The sequence below is a fragment of the Ferranicluibacter rubi genome (assembly GCF_011603255.1).
In the GTDB taxonomy this organism is placed as follows: Bacteria; Pseudomonadota; Alphaproteobacteria; order Rhizobiales; family Rhizobiaceae; genus Ferranicluibacter; species Ferranicluibacter rubi.
Genome location: NZ_JAANCM010000001.1, coordinates 250,174 through 266,992, shown reverse-complemented (window position 1 = coordinate 266,992; position 16,819 = coordinate 250,174). Strand labels below are relative to the sequence as shown.

Below are 16,819 nucleotides of genomic sequence, written 5' to 3'. Positions count from 1 at the left end.
CGGGCACGTTTGTCGAGTGATTCATTTTGTTTTCTACCGACCATAAAAGAAGAAAGACCTTCCTTGCATGAATGGAGGATGAATGTACTTCAAACAGGCGGTGGATGACCTGAAAATGTGCAGGTTTTAAGGCCTGCTGGATGGTGCCGACCGACAGGGGCCTCATGCGTATGGCCCGGGAATCCGCCCCCATGCCAAGCCTCTACGCGGCGGTGGTTAGCAGAAGGCCTCCCGCAATGCCATAGGATAGAGGCCTTCCCAGGGCCAAATGCTGCAATGCGGGATACAGGATCGAGCGTGGGGCGCGGTACGCATGCTCCGCGATCAGATCGTTACCTGTTCGCCGAGCTCCACCACCCGGTTTGCCGGCAGGCGGAAGTAGTCGGAAGGGTCGATGCCGATGCCGGCGAGCGCGATGTAGAGGCGATCCTGCCACTTGGGCAGACCGGAGTTCGGGTCGCTGATCAGGTTGCGCCGTCCGACATAAAACGACGTTTGCATGATCTCGAACTTGAAGCCTGCCTTCTTGCAGAGACCCAGCGCCTTGGACACGTTCTGGTCGTCCATGAATCCGAATGTGATCTGGATGCGGAGGAAGCGATCGGAAATCCGGACGAGTTCGATGCGGGACGCAGGCGGCACATAGGGCGTGTCGGCGGTGCGAACCGTCAGGATGACGTTCTGCTCGTGCAGGACGTGGTTGTGCTTGATATTGTGCAGCAGCACCGCCGGCGTCTTGTCGGGCACGCTGGTCAGGAACACGGCCGTGCCGGGAACGGCGACCGGGGCGTGATCGGACTTCTTCTCGATCGACCGGATGAAGGTTTCGAGCGGGATGTCGTTGCGCGCAGTCTTCTCGCGCAGGATCATCGAGCCCTTCCGCCATGTCCACATGATGACCATGATGGTGGCCGCCAGTAGGACGGGCACCCAGCCGCCATCATGGATCTTGAGGAGGTTGGCGGCGAGGAAGACCGTTTCGAGAAGCAGCAGCGGCAGGAGAACGGCGCCGGCGGCAACGGCGCTCCATTTCCACACCGAGCGCAGGAACTGGAACGCCATCAGCGTCGTCACCACCATCGCGCCGGTGACCGAGATACCATAGGCGGTCGCCAGCGACTCCGAATCCCCGAAGGTGAAGATGAGCACGAGAACCCCGACGAAGAGCAGCGTGTTGACGGCGGGAACGTAGATCTGCCCCGTATTCGTCTCGGAGGTGAAGGTGATCTGAAGGCGCGGGAGGAACCCGAGATGAACGGCCTGACGCGCGAGCGAGAAGGCGCCGGTGATGACGGCCTGGCTGGCGATGATGGTGGCAGCCGTGGCCAGAAGCACGATCGGCAGCAGCGCCCAGTCGGGATACATCAGATAGAACGGGTTTTCCGCTGCCTCCGGATGCGCCAGCACGAAGGCGCCCTGGCCGAGATAGTTCAGCGCCAGCGACGGGAAGACGAGGATGAACCACGCGACCTGGATCGGCTTGCGGCCGAAATGGCCGAGATCGGCATAGAGCGCTTCGGCCCCGGTGACGGTGAGGAACACCGCGCCGAGCACGATGAGCCCGACGAAGCCGGCATGGGTGATGAACCAGACGGCGTTGATCGGATTGAGCGCTTCGAGGATCGTGTAGTCGTCGCCGATATGCAGGAGGCCGCCCCAGGCCATGGCCAGGAACCAGAGAACCGTGATCGGCCCGAAGAAGTTGGAGACGGCAGCCGTGCCGCGCGACTGTACGGCGAAGAGGCCGACCATCATCGCGGCTGAGATCGGTAGGACGTAGCCGCTCAGCGCCGGTGTCACGAGCTTCAGCCCCTCGACGGCGGACATCACCGACAGCGCCGGCGTGATCATGGCATCCCCGATGAACAGGGCGGCGCCGATGATGCCCGCGAAGAACAGCACCGGCATGTAGCGGCCCGTCTTCTTCATCAGAAGGGCGAGAAGCGACAGCGTGCCGCCTTCGCCGTCATTGTCGGCGCGCAGGAGAAAGAGGACATATTTGAAGGTGACGATGATCGTCAGCGTCCAGACCATCAGCGAGATGAGGCCGATGACCTCGTTATGGCTGATGCCGTCATGCGAGAATGGGCGGAGCGCTTCGCGAAACGCATAGAGCGGGCTGGTTCCGATGTCGCCATAGACGACGCCGATGGATCCCATGAGCAGGACGAGAAATTTCTTCGTGCCTGCGGTGTCCTGCTGGGCAGGGCCGGCGGATGCGGTCATGGAATGCCAGACTTTCCTTCACGTCTCGCACCGGGCAAGACACGTTGCGTGCGCGAAACAGCTCGCTCGATACGTCCGTCTCGAGGCGCCAAGCGCCGTCTGTCACGGCGCCTGCGAGCCCAGGCGGACACTGTATCCCTGCCGTTTCGAACACACCGTTACAATTATTGTCCGGTCGCGAGCAAGCCCGAAGACGCGCCGCCCGTCGGCATCCCGAAATCTTGGCACAGGAGCGCTTGCGCATTCTGTTGCGCTGCACAAGAATAGGCGAATGCGCCACGCCGATCTCACGATCCTCGTCATCGATGAAAATGCCATCCGGTCCTCGATCATCGAGGAGGGCCTGCGCGAGGCCGGGCATCTCAAGGTCACGGTGATCCACGAGGTCAACGGCGTTGCCCGGATTATCGAGACGCTGAAGCCGGATGTCATCATCATCGACCTCGAAAATCCGAACCGGGACATGATGGAGCATCTCTTCCAGCTGACCCGCACCGTCAGCCGCCCGATCGCCATGTTCGTCGATCGTTCGGATACGGCCTCGATCGAGGCGGCCGTCGATGCCGGCGTTTCCGCCTATATCGTCGATGGGCTGCGCAAGGAGCGGGTGAAGCCGATCCTCGACATGGCCGTCAGCCGGTTCAACGCGTTCTCCAGGCTGCAGCGGGAACTAGCGGAAGCGAGATCCGCGCTCGAGGAGCGCAAGGTCGTGGAACGCGCCAAGGGCATCATGATGAAGATGCGCGGTCTCTCCGAGGAGGAGGCGTTCACCCTGTTGCGGCAGACCGCCATGAACGAGAAGAAGAAGATCGCCGATATCGCGCAAAGCGTCGTGACGGCGGCGGGTCTGCTGACATGATCGCTGCGTTCCGCTGCCGCCCCACAGACCGGAGGATACGCCCATGACGACAACGCTGATCTCCCCCGGCGCAGCGTCTGCGGCGCCCGGCGCTGCCCTTGCGGCACCGGCACGCGGTGCGAAGAGCGAGGGTGCACGCGTCCTCAGGGCCGGCTTCATTCCGCTTGTCGATGCTTCCGTGCTGATTGCGGCGGCCGAATTTGGTTTCGCGGCCCGCGAGGGACTGGCGCTCGACCTCGTGCGGGACGTGTCCTGGGCCAATGTGCGGGACCGCCTGGCATTTCGCCAGTTCGACATTGCCCATATGCTCTCGCCGATGCCCGTTGCCTCCATGCTGGGGCTCGGCTCCAATCCGTCGCCGACGATCACGCCGTTTTCGCTGGGGCGCGGCGGCAATGCCATAACGCTCTCGACCCGGCTCTTTGCCCGCATGCGCGACGCAGGCGCGCCGGAAGGCGCCGATGCGCTCGCGCATGCAAGGGTGCTCCGCCGCGTTCTCGACGGGATGCGGGATGCCGGCGAGGCGCCGCCCACCTTCGGAATGACCTATCCGTTCTCGTCTCACAATTACGAGTTCCGCTACTGGCTCGCCGCCGGCGGCATCGATCCGGACCTCGACGTGAAGCTCGTCGTCGTTCCCCCGCCGTTGACCTCCGATGCGCTGGCCGCAGGCGCCATCGACGGCTTCTGCGTCGGGGCGCCCTGGAATATGGTGGCGTCTGAACGCGGCGTCGGCCGCATCGTCGCCGCCAAACAGGACATCTGGCCGTCGGCGCCCGAAAAGGTCATCGGCATGCGGCCGGACTGGGCGGAGAGCCATCCCGAAACCGTGTCCCGCCTGCTGGTCGCGCTGGATGCCGCCGCCCGGTGGTGCGACAGGGGCGAAAACCACGACGAACTCGCAGCGCTTCTCGCGCAGCCGAACTACATCGCCGCTCCGGTCGATATCATCCGCCGGGTGCTCGCCGGCGAGTTCAGCCTCGATGATACCGGCGAGCGTCGGGTGATCCCGGATTACTTCACCTTCCATGGCGGCTTTGCGAACTATCCCCGGCCGAGCCACGCGCTCTGGACCTATAGCCAAATGCTCCGCTGGGGGCAGGCCGAGTGGTCGCCGGCGCTGGCGGAAAAGGCCCTCTCGGCCTACCGGCCCGATCTCTATCGCGCCGCTTTGGGTACAGGCCCCGCCGATGCCGATCTCAGGGCGGAAGGGACATCCTTCGGCGACCGCTTCATGGATGGCTTCACCTTCGATCCTCAGGCCATCCCGGATTATGTCGCCGCCTTTCCCGTCCGCTACGAGCGGGTTGCGGGCTCCTTCAGCGACGACGCCTGATGGTGACGATGCCGTTTTGCGATGCATGCATTTCGCTGCGTTGCAGGCATGTGGCTAGAAGATAAGCAAAGAGCAGATTGGTTATATTTCAAGCACGATCATGATTTTCTATTTGAAACAATCTGTTGATCAGGTTTCCAGCACTTGGCACGCCACTTGCTTGTAAGACACTGCTCAGTCAACGGCGATTGAAGCGAAAGAGCGCAAGACGCGCTCACCCAATGACACCGACGTCGCAAGGTTTTTGCTCCGGAGCTTCAGGCTCCTTGAGATGCATTTTCCGAGCGGCGTTTTTTTGTGCCGAAATTTCCCCGCTTCCGCCCGTTTCACCAGAGGATATCCTTCGATGACCCGCATTCCGACCCCGTCCCTGAGCCGCCGCTCGATCCTCAAGACCACGGCCACCGCAGCGCTCCTCACGGCCATGAAGGCTGCTTTCCCCAGTGGCGCCTTTGCGCAAGGCGCAGGGCCGGAAACCACCAAGGCAACGCTCGGCTTCATCGCGCTGACGGACAGCTCGCCACTGATCATCGCCAAGGAAAAGGGCTTCTTCGACAAGCACGGCATGACCGAGGTGAATGTCGTCAAGCAGGCGTCCTGGGGCACAACGCGCGACAATCTGGTGCTCGGCTCGGCCGGCAACGGCATCGACGGCGCGCATATCCTCACCCCCATGCCCTACCTCATCTCGGCCGGCAAGGTGACCCAGAACAACCAGCCGCTGCCCATGTCCATCCTCGCCCGGCTCAACCTCGATGCCCAGGCGATCTCCGTCGGCTCGGCCTATGCGGATTTGAAGGTCGGCATCGACTCGGGCGTGCTGAAGGAAGTTTTCGCCAAGAAGAAGGCCGAGGGCACGGCTGCCAAGGTCGCAATGACCTTCCCCGGCGGAACGCACGATCTCTGGATCCGCTACTGGCTGGCCGCTGGCGGCATCGATCCGGATACGGATGTCGAAACCATCGTCGTTCCCCCGCCGCAGATGGTCGCCAACATGAAGGTCGGCACCATGGACTGTTTCTGCGTCGGCGAGCCGTGGAATGCGCAGCTGGTCAACCAGGGCATCGGCTACACCGCGGTCAACACGGCCGAGATCTGGGACAAGCACCCCGAAAAATCCTTCGCGATGCGCAGCGACTGGGTCGAAGCCAACCCGAATGCCGCCAAGGCGCTGACCATGGCCATCATGGAAGCCCAGCAATGGTGCGACGACATGGCCAACAAGGACGAGCTGGCCGCCATCATCGGCAAGCGTGCCTGGTTCAACGTGCCGGCCAAGGACATCGTCGGCCGCCTGAAGGGTCAGTACGACTACGGCAACGGCAAGGTGGTCGACCAGAGCCCGCACCTCATGAAGTTCTGGGCCGACCACGCTTCCTACCCTTACCAGAGCCATGACGCCTGGTTCCTGACCGAGGATATGCGCTGGGGCAAATATGCACCGGACACCGACATCAAGGCGCTGATCTCCAAGGTCAACCGCGAGGACATCTGGCGCGCCGCCGCCAAGGATCTCGGCATCACCGACGTGCCCGCCTCCACATCGCGTGGGCTCGAGACCTTCTTCGACGGCAAGACCTTCGACCCGGCAAACCCGGAAGCCTACCTGCAGAGCCTGTCGATCAAGCGCTTCGCCTGACCGGACCCGATGGGCCGGCGCTGGTGGCGTCGGCTGCAACCCTCATTCTCAGGAGACCGGCATGTCCGTCACCAATCTGAACACGGCCCCCGCCAAGGCAAAGCCGAGCGCCCAGGTCGTCACCTTCTCCGCGCCGGCCAAGCGTCCGGCCCCATCGCAGCTCATGCGGCGCCTCTCGGCCATTGCAGGTGATCTCGTGCCGCCGCTCGTCACGCTGCTCGTGCTGCTGGCCGCCTGGGAGCTCATCTGTTCCTCCCCGACATCGAGCCTGCCATCTCCGACCCGGGTGATGGCCGAGAGCTGGGATCTCATCGTCCACCCCTTCTACATCGGTCAGGGCACCGATCAGGGCATGGCCTGGCACATCATGGCCAGCCTTCAGCGCGTGGCGGTCGGCTATGCCATCGCCGCCGTCGTCGGCATCGCCATGGGCGTGCTCGTCGGGCAAAGCCAGTGGGCCATGAAGGGTCTCGACCCGATCTTCCAGATCCTGCGCACCGTGCCGCCGCTTGCCTGGTTGCCGCTATCGCTCGCCGCCTTCCGGGACGGCAATCCCTCGGCGATCTTCGTCATCTTCATCACCGCGGTCTGGCCGGTCATCATCAACACCGCCGTCGGTATCCGCAATATCCCGCAGGACTACCAGAACGTCGCCAAGGTGCTGCGCCTTAACCAGTTCGAATATTTCGCCAAGATCATGTTGCCGGCCGCCGCTCCCTACATCTTCACGGGCCTGCGCATCGGCATCGGCCTGTCGTGGCTCGCCATCGTCGCGGCAGAGATGCTCATCGGCGGCGTCGGCATCGGCTTCTTCATCTGGGATGCGTGGAATTCGTCGCTCATCAGCGACATCATCGTCGCCCTTATCTACGTCGGCGTCGTCGGCTTCTTCCTCGATCGCTTCATCGCATTCATCGGCCGCCTGGTCACCCGCGGCACCGCAACGGCCTGAAGGAGGACGTTCCCATGGCAAAAAGCTATCTCTCCATCGAACTGGTCGACAAGTCGTTCGAGCGCAACGGCCAGGTCTCCGAAGTCCTCAAGCAGGTCTCGCTCGGCGTCGAAAAGGGCGAGTTCATCTCGATCATCGGTCATTCCGGCTGTGGCAAGTCCACGCTGCTCAACCTCGTCGCCGGCCTGACCAAAGTCACCAGCGGTGCGGTGCTGCTCGAAAATAAGGAAGTCTCCGAGCCCGGCCCGGAGCGCGCGGTGGTCTTCCAGAACCACTCGCTTCTTCCCTGGCTCACCGTCTACGAAAACGTGTCGCTTGCCGTCGACAAGGTCTTCTCCCGCAAGAAGTCGAAGGCGGAACGCCATGACTGGGTCATGCGCAATCTCGATCTTGTGCAGATGACCCATGCGAAGGACAAGAAGCCGTCCGAAGTCTCCGGCGGTATGAAGCAGCGTGTCGGCATCGCCCGTGCGCTCGCCATGGAGCCGAAGGTGCTGTTGCTCGACGAGCCCTTCGGCGCGCTCGATGCGCTCACCCGCGCCCACCTGCAGGATCAGGTCATGCAGATCCATGCGAAACTCGGCAACACCGTGCTGATGATCACGCACGACGTGGACGAGGCCGTGCTGCTCTCCGACCGCATCGTCATGATGACCAACGGCCCGGCGGCCCGCATCGGCGAGATCCTCGACGTGCCGATCGCCCGCCCGCGCAACCGCATCGAGCTGGCCACCGACCGCAGCTACCTGAAGTGCCGGGAAGCCGTCCTGAAATTCCTCTACGAGCGCCACCGCCTCGTGGAAGCCGCTTGAAGGAGAGGATGACATGAAACAGAAACTGGTCATCATCGGCAACGGCATGGCGCCCGGCCGCATGCTGGAAGAACTCTTCGAACAGGCCCCCGGCCTCTACGACGTCGTGATCTTCAACGCCGAGCCGCGCGTCAACTACGACCGCATCATGCTGTCGCCGGTCCTCTCCGGCGAGAAGCTCTACGAAGACATCGTCATCCATGGCGACGACTGGTACGCCCGCCACGGCGTGACGCTGCACAAGGGCGCGAAGGTCACCGGCATTGACCGCACCGCCAAGACCGTGACCTCGGCGAACGGCGTCACCGAGAGCTACGACAAGCTGGTCATCGCGACTGGCTCGCTGCCCTTCATCATCCCCGTGCCGGGACACACGCTGCCCGGCGTGCTGGCCTATCGCGATCTGGACGATGTCGAGAAGATGCTCGATGCCACCAAGCGCGGCGGTCGTGCCATCGTCATCGGCGCCGGCCTGCTCGGGCTTGAGGCCGCCTACGGTCTCAAGCGCCAGGGCATGGATGTCACCGTCATCCACATCATGCCCACCATCATGGAGCGCCAGCTCGATCCGCCGGCGGCCTACCTGCTTGAAAAGGCCCTGAACGATCGCGGCATCGAGATCATCACCAAGGCGAACACCAAGCGCATCGTCGGCGAGGACAAGGTCGAGGGCATCGAGCTTGAAGACGGCCGGGTGATCGAAGGCACCATCGTCGTGATGGCCGTCGGCATCCGCCCGGCAGCCCAGCTCGCCAAGGATGCAGGCGTCGTCACCAATCGCGGCATCGTGGTGGACGACGGCATGATGACGTCGGACGGCTCGATCTACGCGCTCGGCGAATGCGCCGAGCACCGCGGCGTCTGCTACGGCCTCGTCGCACCGCTCTACGAAAGCGCGAAGACACTCGCGGATCGGCTGATCGGCGGCGCGTCCGAGTATCGGGGCTCCGTCGTCAACACCAAGCTCAAGGTCACCGGCATCAACCTGTTCTCGGCCGGCGACTTCGCCGAAGGCGAGGACCGCGAGGAGATCGTGCTGCGCGACGCCACCGCCGGCGTCTACAAGCGCCTCGTGCTGAAGGACAATCGCATCGTCGGTGCCGTTCTCTACGGAGAAACGGCCGACGGCGCCTGGTTCTTCGACATGATCAAACGGGGAACCGACATCTCCGAGATGCGCGATACCCTTATTTTCGGCCAGGCCTATCAGGGGGGCAGCCCGCTGGACCCTACGGCGGCCGTTGCAGCCTTGCCGGATGATGCGGAAATCTGCGGCTGCAACGGCGTCTGTAAGAGCAAGATCGTCGGCACGATCAACGCCAAGGGCCTGACGTCGCTCGACGACGTGCGCGCCCATACCAAGGCCTCCGCCTCCTGCGGCTCCTGCACCGGCCTCGTCGAGCAGCTGATGGTGCTGACGCTCGGCGACAGCTACAACCCGGCGGCCGTCCAGCCCATGTGCAAGTGCACCGATCTCGGCCACGACGACGTGCGCCGCCTGATCGTCGCCAAGGGGCTCAAGACCATTCCGGCCGTCATGCAGGAACTGGAGTGGAAGACCTCCTGCGGCTGCGCCAAGTGCCGGCCGGCGCTCAACTACTATCTCGTCTGCGACTGGCCGGATGAGTATGCCGACGACTACCAGTCGCGCTTCATCAACGAACGCGTCCACGCCAACATCCAGAAGGACGGCACCTATTCCGTCGTTCCCAGAATGTGGGGCGGGGTCACCAATGCTGGCGAACTGCGCGCCATCGCCGACGTGGTCGACAAGTTCGAGATCCCCATGGTCAAGGTGACCGGCGGGCAGCGCATCGACCTTCTAGGCATCCACAAGGAAGACCTGCCGGCCGTCTGGGCGGATCTCGGCAAGGCCGGCTTCGTCTCGGGGCAGGCCTATGCCAAAGGTCTTCGTACCGTGAAGACCTGCGTGGGCACGGACTGGTGCCGCTTCGGCACGCAGGATTCGACCGGGTTCGGAATCCGGCTGGAGAAGTTCATGTGGGGCTCCTGGACACCGGCCAAGCTGAAGCTCGCCGTGTCCGGCTGTCCGCGCAACTGCGCGGAAGCGACCTGCAAGGACATCGGCGTCATCTGCGTCGATAGTGGCTACGAGATCCATTTTGCAGGCGCTGCCGGCCTCGACATCAAGGGCACCGAAGTGCTGGGCCTCGTCGCCACCGAAGACGAAGCCCTCGAACACATCGTGGCGCTGGCGCAGATGTACCGCGAGCAGGGCCGCTACCTCGAGCGCATCTACAAATGGGCAAAGCGCGTCGGGCTGGACGAAATCCGCCGCCAGATCATGGGCGACGCGGAAAAGCGCAAGGGCTATTTCGACCGCTTCGTCTTCTCCCAGACATTCGCACAGGTCGATCCCTGGTCGGAGCGCGTTTCCGGCAAGGACAAGCACGAGTTCAAACCCATGGCCGTCGTCGGCATGGCGGAAGCGGCGGAGTGATGGCGATGGAAACGAAGAACATCCGGGAAAGCGATGCGGCCGGTTTCGAGGCTGGTTTGGGCGTCAACTGGGTCGATATCGGCACGATTCACGACATTCCCCTGCGCGGTGCCCGCTGCGTCCGTACGCCCCAGGGCCGCATCGCCGTCTTCCGCACGGCGGACGATCAGGTCTTTGCGATGGAGGACCGCTGCCCCCACAAGGCCGGCCCCCTATCGCAGGGCATCGTCCACGGCACATCTGTCACGTGCCCGCTGCACAACATGGTGATCTCGCTCGAAACCGGTCAGGCGCAGGGTGCCGACGAAGGCGAGGTTCGCACCATCCCCATCCGCAACCGCGACGGCCTCCTGTCGATCGCGGTCGATACTCTCAGTCTCCTGGTCGCGGCGGAATAGGGGCCGGTATCAGCCCCTCATTCCCTGCCGGGACCTTCTCCCCGCAGGCGGGGAGAAGGGACATGCGGCAAGCGCTTGCTTCTATCTCGAAGGCTCATGATCGAGTCTGAGCCCGTGCCACAAATCCCTTCTCCCCGCTTGCGGGGAGAAGGTGGCGGCAGCCGGATGAGGGGCTACCCCTCGCGTCAACCTTGGGAAATATCGATGCCCGTAGAAACCAAGACCACCTGTCCCTATTGCGGTGTCGGCTGCGGCGTCATCGCTCGCGTCGAGGAGACCGGTGCGGTTTCGGTGCGGGGCGATCCCGATCATCCGGCGAACTTCGGCCGGCTCTGCTCCAAGGGCTCGGCGCTCGCCGAAACCATCGATCTCGACGGTCGCCTGCTCACGCCGCACATATCAGGCGCGCCTGCATCCTGGGATGCGGCGCTGGATCTCGTTGCCACGACGTTCGCTGACACCATTCGGCAGCACGGACCGGACTCGGTCGCCTTCTATGTCTCGGGCCAGCTCCTGACCGAGGACTATTATGTCGCCAACAAACTGATGAAGGGGTTCATCGGCTCGGCGAACATCGACACCAATTCCCGCCTCTGCATGTCCTCCTCGGTTGCCGGCCATCGGCGTGCCTTCGGGTCGGATACGGTGCCGGGCACCTATGCGGATATCGAGCTTGCCGATCTCGTCGTCCTCACCGGCTCCAACCTCGCCTGGTGCCACCCGGTCATCTACCAGCGCCTCGCCACTGCCAAGGCCGCGCGGCCGCAGATGAAGGTGGTCGTCATCGATCCGCGCCGCACCGCGACGAGCGATATCGCCGACCTGCACCTGTCGATTCTGCCCGACGGCGACACGGCCTTGTTCGGCGGCCTGCTCGCCGATCTTGCCACGAGAGGCATGCTCGACCGGGCTTTCGTCGACGATCACACGCAAGGCTTCGATGCGGCCCTCTCCCACGTCGCAGATCTCGGCATCGCCGACGTGGCGGAAAGCACGGGGCTCGATGCAGCGGATATCGAAGCCTTCTACGCGCTGTTTGCGGCCAGCGAGCGCGTCGTCACCTGCTACAGCCAAGGGGTCAACCAGTCTTCTTCCGGCAGCGACAAGGTCAATGCCATCATCAACTGTCACCTCGCCACCGGCCGCATCGGCAGGCCCGGCATGGGGCCGTTCTCGCTGACCGGCCAGCCGAATGCCATGGGCGGACGTGAGGTCGGAGGCCTTGCCAACATGCTCGCCGCTCATATGGCGATCGAGCGTGCGGAGGATCGCGACACGGTCCAGCGCTTCTGGCAGTCGCCTGTCATCGCCGACAAGCAGGGCCTGAAGGCCGTCGATCTCTTCCGCGCCGTCGCGGATGGCCGGGTGAAGGCGATCTGGATCATGGCGACCAACCCCGTCGTCTCCATGCCCGAAGCAGATCTCGTACGGGCGGCGCTGGTATCCTGTCCCTTCGTCGTCGTCTCCGACGTCATGGCCGAGACCGATACGACGGCGCACGCCCATGTGCTGCTGCCATCGCTCGGCTGGGGCGAAAAGCACGGCACGGTCACCAATTCCGAACGCCGCATCTCGCGCCAGCGGGCGTTTCTGAGCGCACCGGGCGAGGCGAAAGCCGACTGGTGGCAGATGGCTGAGGTCGCCCGGCGCATGGGCTTTGATACAGCTTTTGATTTTGCCGGCCCTGCCGCCGTCTTTGCCGAGCACGCCGCACTCTCCGCCTTTGAGAACGAGGGAAACCGCGATTTCGACATCGGCGCCCATGCCGATATCACGGTGGATACCTACGACGCGCTCGCGCCCTTCCAGTGGCCACAGCCAGCCGGCACGGCCCCGAATGCGGCCGACAGCCGTTTCTTCGCAGACGGTCGCTTCTACCATCCGGATGGCCGGGCGCGCTTCGTGCCCGTCATCCCCGCCCGGGATCAACGGACGACAGCGGCACATCCGTTTGCGCTCAATACCGGCCGTATTCGCGACCAGTGGCACACGATGACGCGCACCGGCAAGACAGCGCGCCTGACCGCGCATTTCGCCGAACCCTTCGTGGAGATCCACCCCGACGATGCCAAGGCGCTCGGTCTGACGCCGGCCGACCTCGTGGTGCTGGAAAGCCCGCAGGGACGGGCGGTGCTGCGCGCCCTCGTAACCCCGCGCCAGAAGCCGGGGCACCTGTTTGCGCCCATGCACTGGAACGACCAGTTCGCCTCCGCCGCCCGCATCGATGCGCTGGTGCCGGGGCTGGTGGATCCCGTGTCCGGTCAGCCCGCCTCCAAGCATGTCGCCGTCGCTGCCGCCAAGCTCGATGTCGGGCTCTACGGCTTTGCCATCTCGGTCGAAAAGCCCGAAATCTCCAAATCCTCCTCTCATCCGCTCGCCTATCACGCTCTTGCCCGGGCTGCCGGTGGCTGGCGGATGGAGTTTGCGGCTGCACCCCTGCCTCTCGGGGAGGAGGGCGGGGTGCAGGATCGCGACTGGACCGGGTGGAGTGTCGAAACGCTCGGCATTCCCCCCGGACTTGAACCCCTCGGCTACCGCGATGCCGTCACCGGCCATATCCGGCTGGCCTTCTTCGATGGCGAGCGGCTGCTCGGCGCCGTCTTCCTCAGCCCGCGCCCCGTGGCCGTCGCCAGAAACTGGGCCATTGCCCAACTCGGCGCCGTCCATTCCGATCTGCGGCGCCGCTTTGCGGTCGTCGCGGGCCGCCCGGGCGCCGAGGCGGTCGATCCCGGCGCCACGGTCTGTTCCTGCTTCAACGTCGGCATCAACCAGATCGTCACCGCGGCGGCCGGCGGATGCTGCACGGTCGAAGCCATCGGCAAAGCCCTCAACGCAGGCACAAACTGCGGCTCCTGCCGCGCAGAGATCAGGGAGATCCTCAATGGAACGCGTATCGCTGCTGCCGAATAACGCTACCGTCTCCTGCGAGGGTTTGCCCTCAAGGTCTACCCCTCGCGTCGAGGCGCTGGCAAAGCTTCCCGTCTTCTGGGGTCTGGAAGGCAAACGCGTCGTCCTTGCCGGCGGCACGGAAGGCGCGTGCTGGAAGGCCGAACTTCTCGCGGCCTGCGGCGCGGAGGTTCACGTCTACGCACCCGACGACACGCTTTGCGACGTCTTTGCCGATATGCTCCTGCTTCATGCTGAAGACAGCGCGGCAGGTCGGGCGCGTGGCACCTTCGTCCACCATCCACAGGCGTGGACCGCAGGCATCATGCCCGGTGCCGCTCTCGCCATTGCCGATTGCGAGGAGGAAGACGAGGCGCGCGCCTTTTACGAGGCCGCGGTCGCTGCCGGCGTGCCGGTCAACGTCATCGACAAGCCGGCGTTCTGCCAGTTCCAGTTCGGCTCCATCGTCAACCGCTCACCGGTCGTCGTCGCGATCTCCACCGATGGCGCCGCGCCGATCCTGGCGCAGGCGATCCGCCGCCGCATCGAGACGCTGCTGCCGCAGAGCATCAAGGGCTGGTCGATGCTGGCCCAGTCGCTCCGCGACGCTGTCAGTGCGCGTCTGCATCCGGGCCCGGAGCGGCGTGCCTTCTGGGAGCGCTTCGTCGATCGGGCTTTCACCAGCGTGCCGACACCCGAAAGTGCCGCGGACCTCGTGGCCGAAGCCGATCGTCTGGCCGCCGGGCGCAAGGAGACGCGCGGTGGACCCGGTTTCGGCAAGGTCACGCTGGTCGGCGCCGGCCCGGGCGATGCGGAACTGCTGACCTTGAAAGCCGTCCGCGCGCTGCAGGCCGCAGACGTCATCCTGTTCGACGATCTCGTCTCCGGCGATGTGCTGGAGCTGGCACGCCGTGAGGCCAAGCGCATGCTGGTCGGCAAGCGGGGCGGCCGCACCAGTTGCAAGCAGGAAGACATCAACGCGATGATGGTCACCTTTGCCAAGGCCGGCAAGACCGTGGTGCGCCTGAAGAGCGGCGATCCCATGGTGTTCGGCCGGGCCGGCGAGGAGATCGCCTGCCTGCAGGCGCACGGCATTCCGGTGGAGGTCGTGCCCGGCATCACCGCCGCCAGCGCGCTCGCCTCTCGCCTCGGCGTGTCCCTGACCCACCGCGACCACACCCACGCCGTCCGCTTCATCACGGGCCATTCGCGCAAGGGCTGCCTGCCGACCGATGTCGACTGGCGCGCCTGCGCCGACCCGCGCACCACGACCGTCTTCTACATGGGCGGCCGCACGGCCCCTGCCATTGCCGAGCGCCTGATGGCCGAGGGCATGTCCGGTGACATGCCGGTGGTCATCGCCTCCAACATCAGCCGGGCTGAGGAACGGCGCTGGCATGGCACGGTATCGACCATGCACATCGGCATCTCCGAGATCGGCTACGACAATCCGGTCCTCATCGGCGTCGGCAGCGTCTTTCCCAAGGCGTCCGCTGAAAGCCATGTAGTGGCCCCGGACGACAGTGCGGATTTCCAGCCACAGCGGATCGCTATTTAGCCGGCGACATATCATCGCTTACGGCGATGGCGGTGCCATCCCCACGCGGATCATGCGCACCGTCGAGCGTGCCATCCGCGTTCACCCGAATGATGCCCGCCTGTCCGGCGATCGGGCTTTGCGCGGGCAGGGGCGACAGCAAATGGCCGCGTGAGGCAAGCGTTTCGAAAACCGCCTCGCCTGCATCCACTTCGAGCTTCAGGCTGTCGCGGCTGTCGGAAAAGGTCTTGCCGAGAAGAAACCGCGGGCCGGCAAGCGCCTGTGCCGGATCTTCGCCGAAATCGATCAGCCGGGTGAGAAGCATGGCCAGCGTCTGCGGCTGCCCGTCGGCCCCTTGCGTTCCGTAGATGAGCGTCGGGCGCCCGTTGCGCAGGCCCATGCCGGGGTTGAGCGTGTAGAAGGGCCGCTTGCCCGGCGCCAGCACATTGGGATGGCCGGGATCGAGCGAGAAGGCGGCACCCCGGTTTTGCCAGAGAATGCCGGTATCGCCCACGACCACACCGCTTCCCCAGTCGAAATAGGTGCTCTGGAGCACGCTGACGCTGCGCCCCTCGGCATCCGTCGCGCCGAAGAACACGGTGTCGCCGGTGCGAAACACATGCGGCCAGGCCTGAGCCTGGGCGATATCGATAGCCTGCGCCCGGGCGGCGAGATGGCCGGGGTCGAGAATCGCATCGACACGCTGCTCGCTGACGTCGGGATCGGCAATCCCATGCCGGTCGAGAAAGGCCTGCTTCACGGCCTCGACGCAGAGATGCAAGTGATCGGCGCTTCCGGCCTCAAGTTCGGTTAGGTCGAAATGCGCGAGAATGCCCATGATGGCGAGCGTCGTCACGCCCTGCGTCGGTGGCGGTGGCGCCAGCAGTTCCACGCCGCGATAGACGAGGCTTGCCGGTGCCTCTTCCCGCGTTCGCGTCTCTGCTAGATCCGCTGCTGTCAGCGGAGATCCGGCCGCGCGCAACCCGTCTGCGATCGCCTGCGCCAGCAGCCCTTCGTAGAAGGCACGCGGCCCATCTTCCGCCAGCCGTTCGAGCGTGCGGGCAAGCTGCGGCTGGCGAAAGATCGCACCAACCTCCGGAGCAGTACCCCCGGGCATGAAAACCTCGGTAAAACCCGGCCAGCTCACGGCCTCCGCCTTGCGGAAGTCGAGCCAGAAGGCCTGCGACGCCGTGACCGGAAATCCGTCCTTCGCAAAGCCGACGGCATCGTCCAGCAGGCTGGCGAAGGTTCGCGTTCCGCCCCAGTGCCGCACGGAGTAGGCATGCGCATGCCCCCAGCTGTCCACCACGCAGGCGCTGGTCAGCGTCGAGCCCGCACCGCGAAGGGGAATGCCGGCCTCATTTCCGCTTCGCGCGGGCAGTTGCCGCGCCGCCTGCCCGATGCCGAGAAAGCAGGTCCGCCGGCCATCGGGATCGGCAACGATCCACACGGCATCGCCGCCAAGACCGCAGAAGTGCGGGTAGAGCACGGCAATGGCAGCGCCTGTCGCGATACAGGCTTCCAGCGCATTGCCGCCCTCCCGCAACACCCGTGCACCGGCTTCGCTTGCCAGAACATGCGGACTGGTGACCATGCCGTCGCGCCCGCGCGCAGGTTCCTTGCCCGCCATCCCAAACGTTTCCGTGGACTGCTGCCCGCTCATCGATTCATCGCCATCTCCGGCCTTGCGTTCCCGCGAAAACCCGTTTCAAG

11 protein-coding genes are annotated in these 16,819 nt (G+C 64.6%); 9 read left to right on the top strand and 2 right to left on the bottom strand.

All coding sequences use genetic code 11. The annotated features are described in order from the left end of the window. Positions 1-324: 324 nt before the first annotated feature. Positions 325-2,226, bottom strand: a complete 1,902-nt coding sequence (locus tag G8E10_RS01280) for a potassium transporter Kup (protein WP_110800159.1) — start codon at positions 2,224-2,226, stop codon at positions 325-327. Between the two features lie 271 nt (positions 2,227-2,497). Here G8E10_RS01280 and G8E10_RS01275 point away from each other — a divergent pair, with 271 nt between their 5' ends. The 9 genes from G8E10_RS01275 to cysG all read left to right on the top strand — a co-directional run bounded on the left by G8E10_RS01275 (position 2,498) and on the right by cysG (position 15,127). Continuing rightward, the gene (locus G8E10_RS01275; protein WP_132446159.1) at positions 2,498-3,085 is read left to right on the top strand and encodes an ANTAR domain-containing response regulator; all 588 of its coding nucleotides are present in this window, start codon (positions 2,498-2,500) and stop codon (positions 3,083-3,085) included. Positions 3,086-3,128: 43 nt separating this feature from the next. Beyond that, the gene (locus G8E10_RS01270; protein WP_167126138.1) at positions 3,129-4,421 is read left to right on the top strand and encodes a CmpA/NrtA family ABC transporter substrate-binding protein; all 1,293 of its coding nucleotides are present in this window, start codon (positions 3,129-3,131) and stop codon (positions 4,419-4,421) included. 346 nt (positions 4,422-4,767) lie between these two features. Then, positions 4,768-6,060, top strand: a complete 1,293-nt coding sequence (locus G8E10_RS01265) for a CmpA/NrtA family ABC transporter substrate-binding protein (protein WP_167126135.1) — start codon at positions 4,768-4,770, stop codon at positions 6,058-6,060. A 61-nt stretch (positions 6,061-6,121) separates the two neighbouring features. Next, entirely contained in the window at positions 6,122-7,012 is an 891-nt protein-coding gene (gene ntrB, locus G8E10_RS01260; RefSeq protein ID WP_132711469.1) for a nitrate ABC transporter permease, read from the top strand. A gap of 14 nt (positions 7,013-7,026) precedes the next feature. Further along, the gene (locus G8E10_RS01255; RefSeq protein ID WP_132663922.1) at positions 7,027-7,824 is read left to right on the top strand and encodes an ABC transporter ATP-binding protein; all 798 of its coding nucleotides are present in this window, start codon (positions 7,027-7,029) and stop codon (positions 7,822-7,824) included. Between the two features lie 13 nt (positions 7,825-7,837). Next, positions 7,838-10,285: a nitrite reductase large subunit NirB gene (gene nirB, locus G8E10_RS01250; RefSeq protein ID WP_167126132.1), complete on the top strand. Its 2,448-nt coding sequence runs from the start codon at positions 7,838-7,840 to the stop codon at positions 10,283-10,285. A 56-nt stretch (positions 10,286-10,341) separates the two neighbouring features. Next, positions 10,342-10,683: a nitrite reductase small subunit NirD gene (gene nirD / locus G8E10_RS01245; protein WP_110800598.1), complete on the top strand. Its 342-nt coding sequence runs from the start codon at positions 10,342-10,344 to the stop codon at positions 10,681-10,683. A gap of 204 nt (positions 10,684-10,887) precedes the next feature. Continuing rightward, the gene (locus tag G8E10_RS01240) at positions 10,888-13,593 is read left to right on the top strand and encodes a nitrate reductase (protein ID WP_167126129.1); all 2,706 of its coding nucleotides are present in this window, start codon (positions 10,888-10,890) and stop codon (positions 13,591-13,593) included. Continuing rightward, a complete protein-coding gene (cysG, locus tag G8E10_RS01235) occupies positions 13,565-15,127 on the top strand; it encodes a siroheme synthase CysG (RefSeq protein ID WP_167126126.1) in 1,563 nt (520 codons plus the stop codon). The genes G8E10_RS01240 and cysG overlap by 29 nt, the downstream gene beginning before the upstream one ends. Here cysG and G8E10_RS01230 read toward each other — a convergent pair. Beyond that, on the bottom strand, positions 15,120-16,700 hold the full coding sequence (locus tag G8E10_RS01230) for a gamma-glutamyltransferase family protein (RefSeq protein WP_167127072.1): 1,581 nt from the start codon (positions 16,698-16,700) through the stop codon (positions 15,120-15,122). The two genes, cysG and G8E10_RS01230, sit on opposite strands and share 8 nt — an antisense overlap. Positions 16,701-16,819 lie beyond the last annotated feature (119 nt).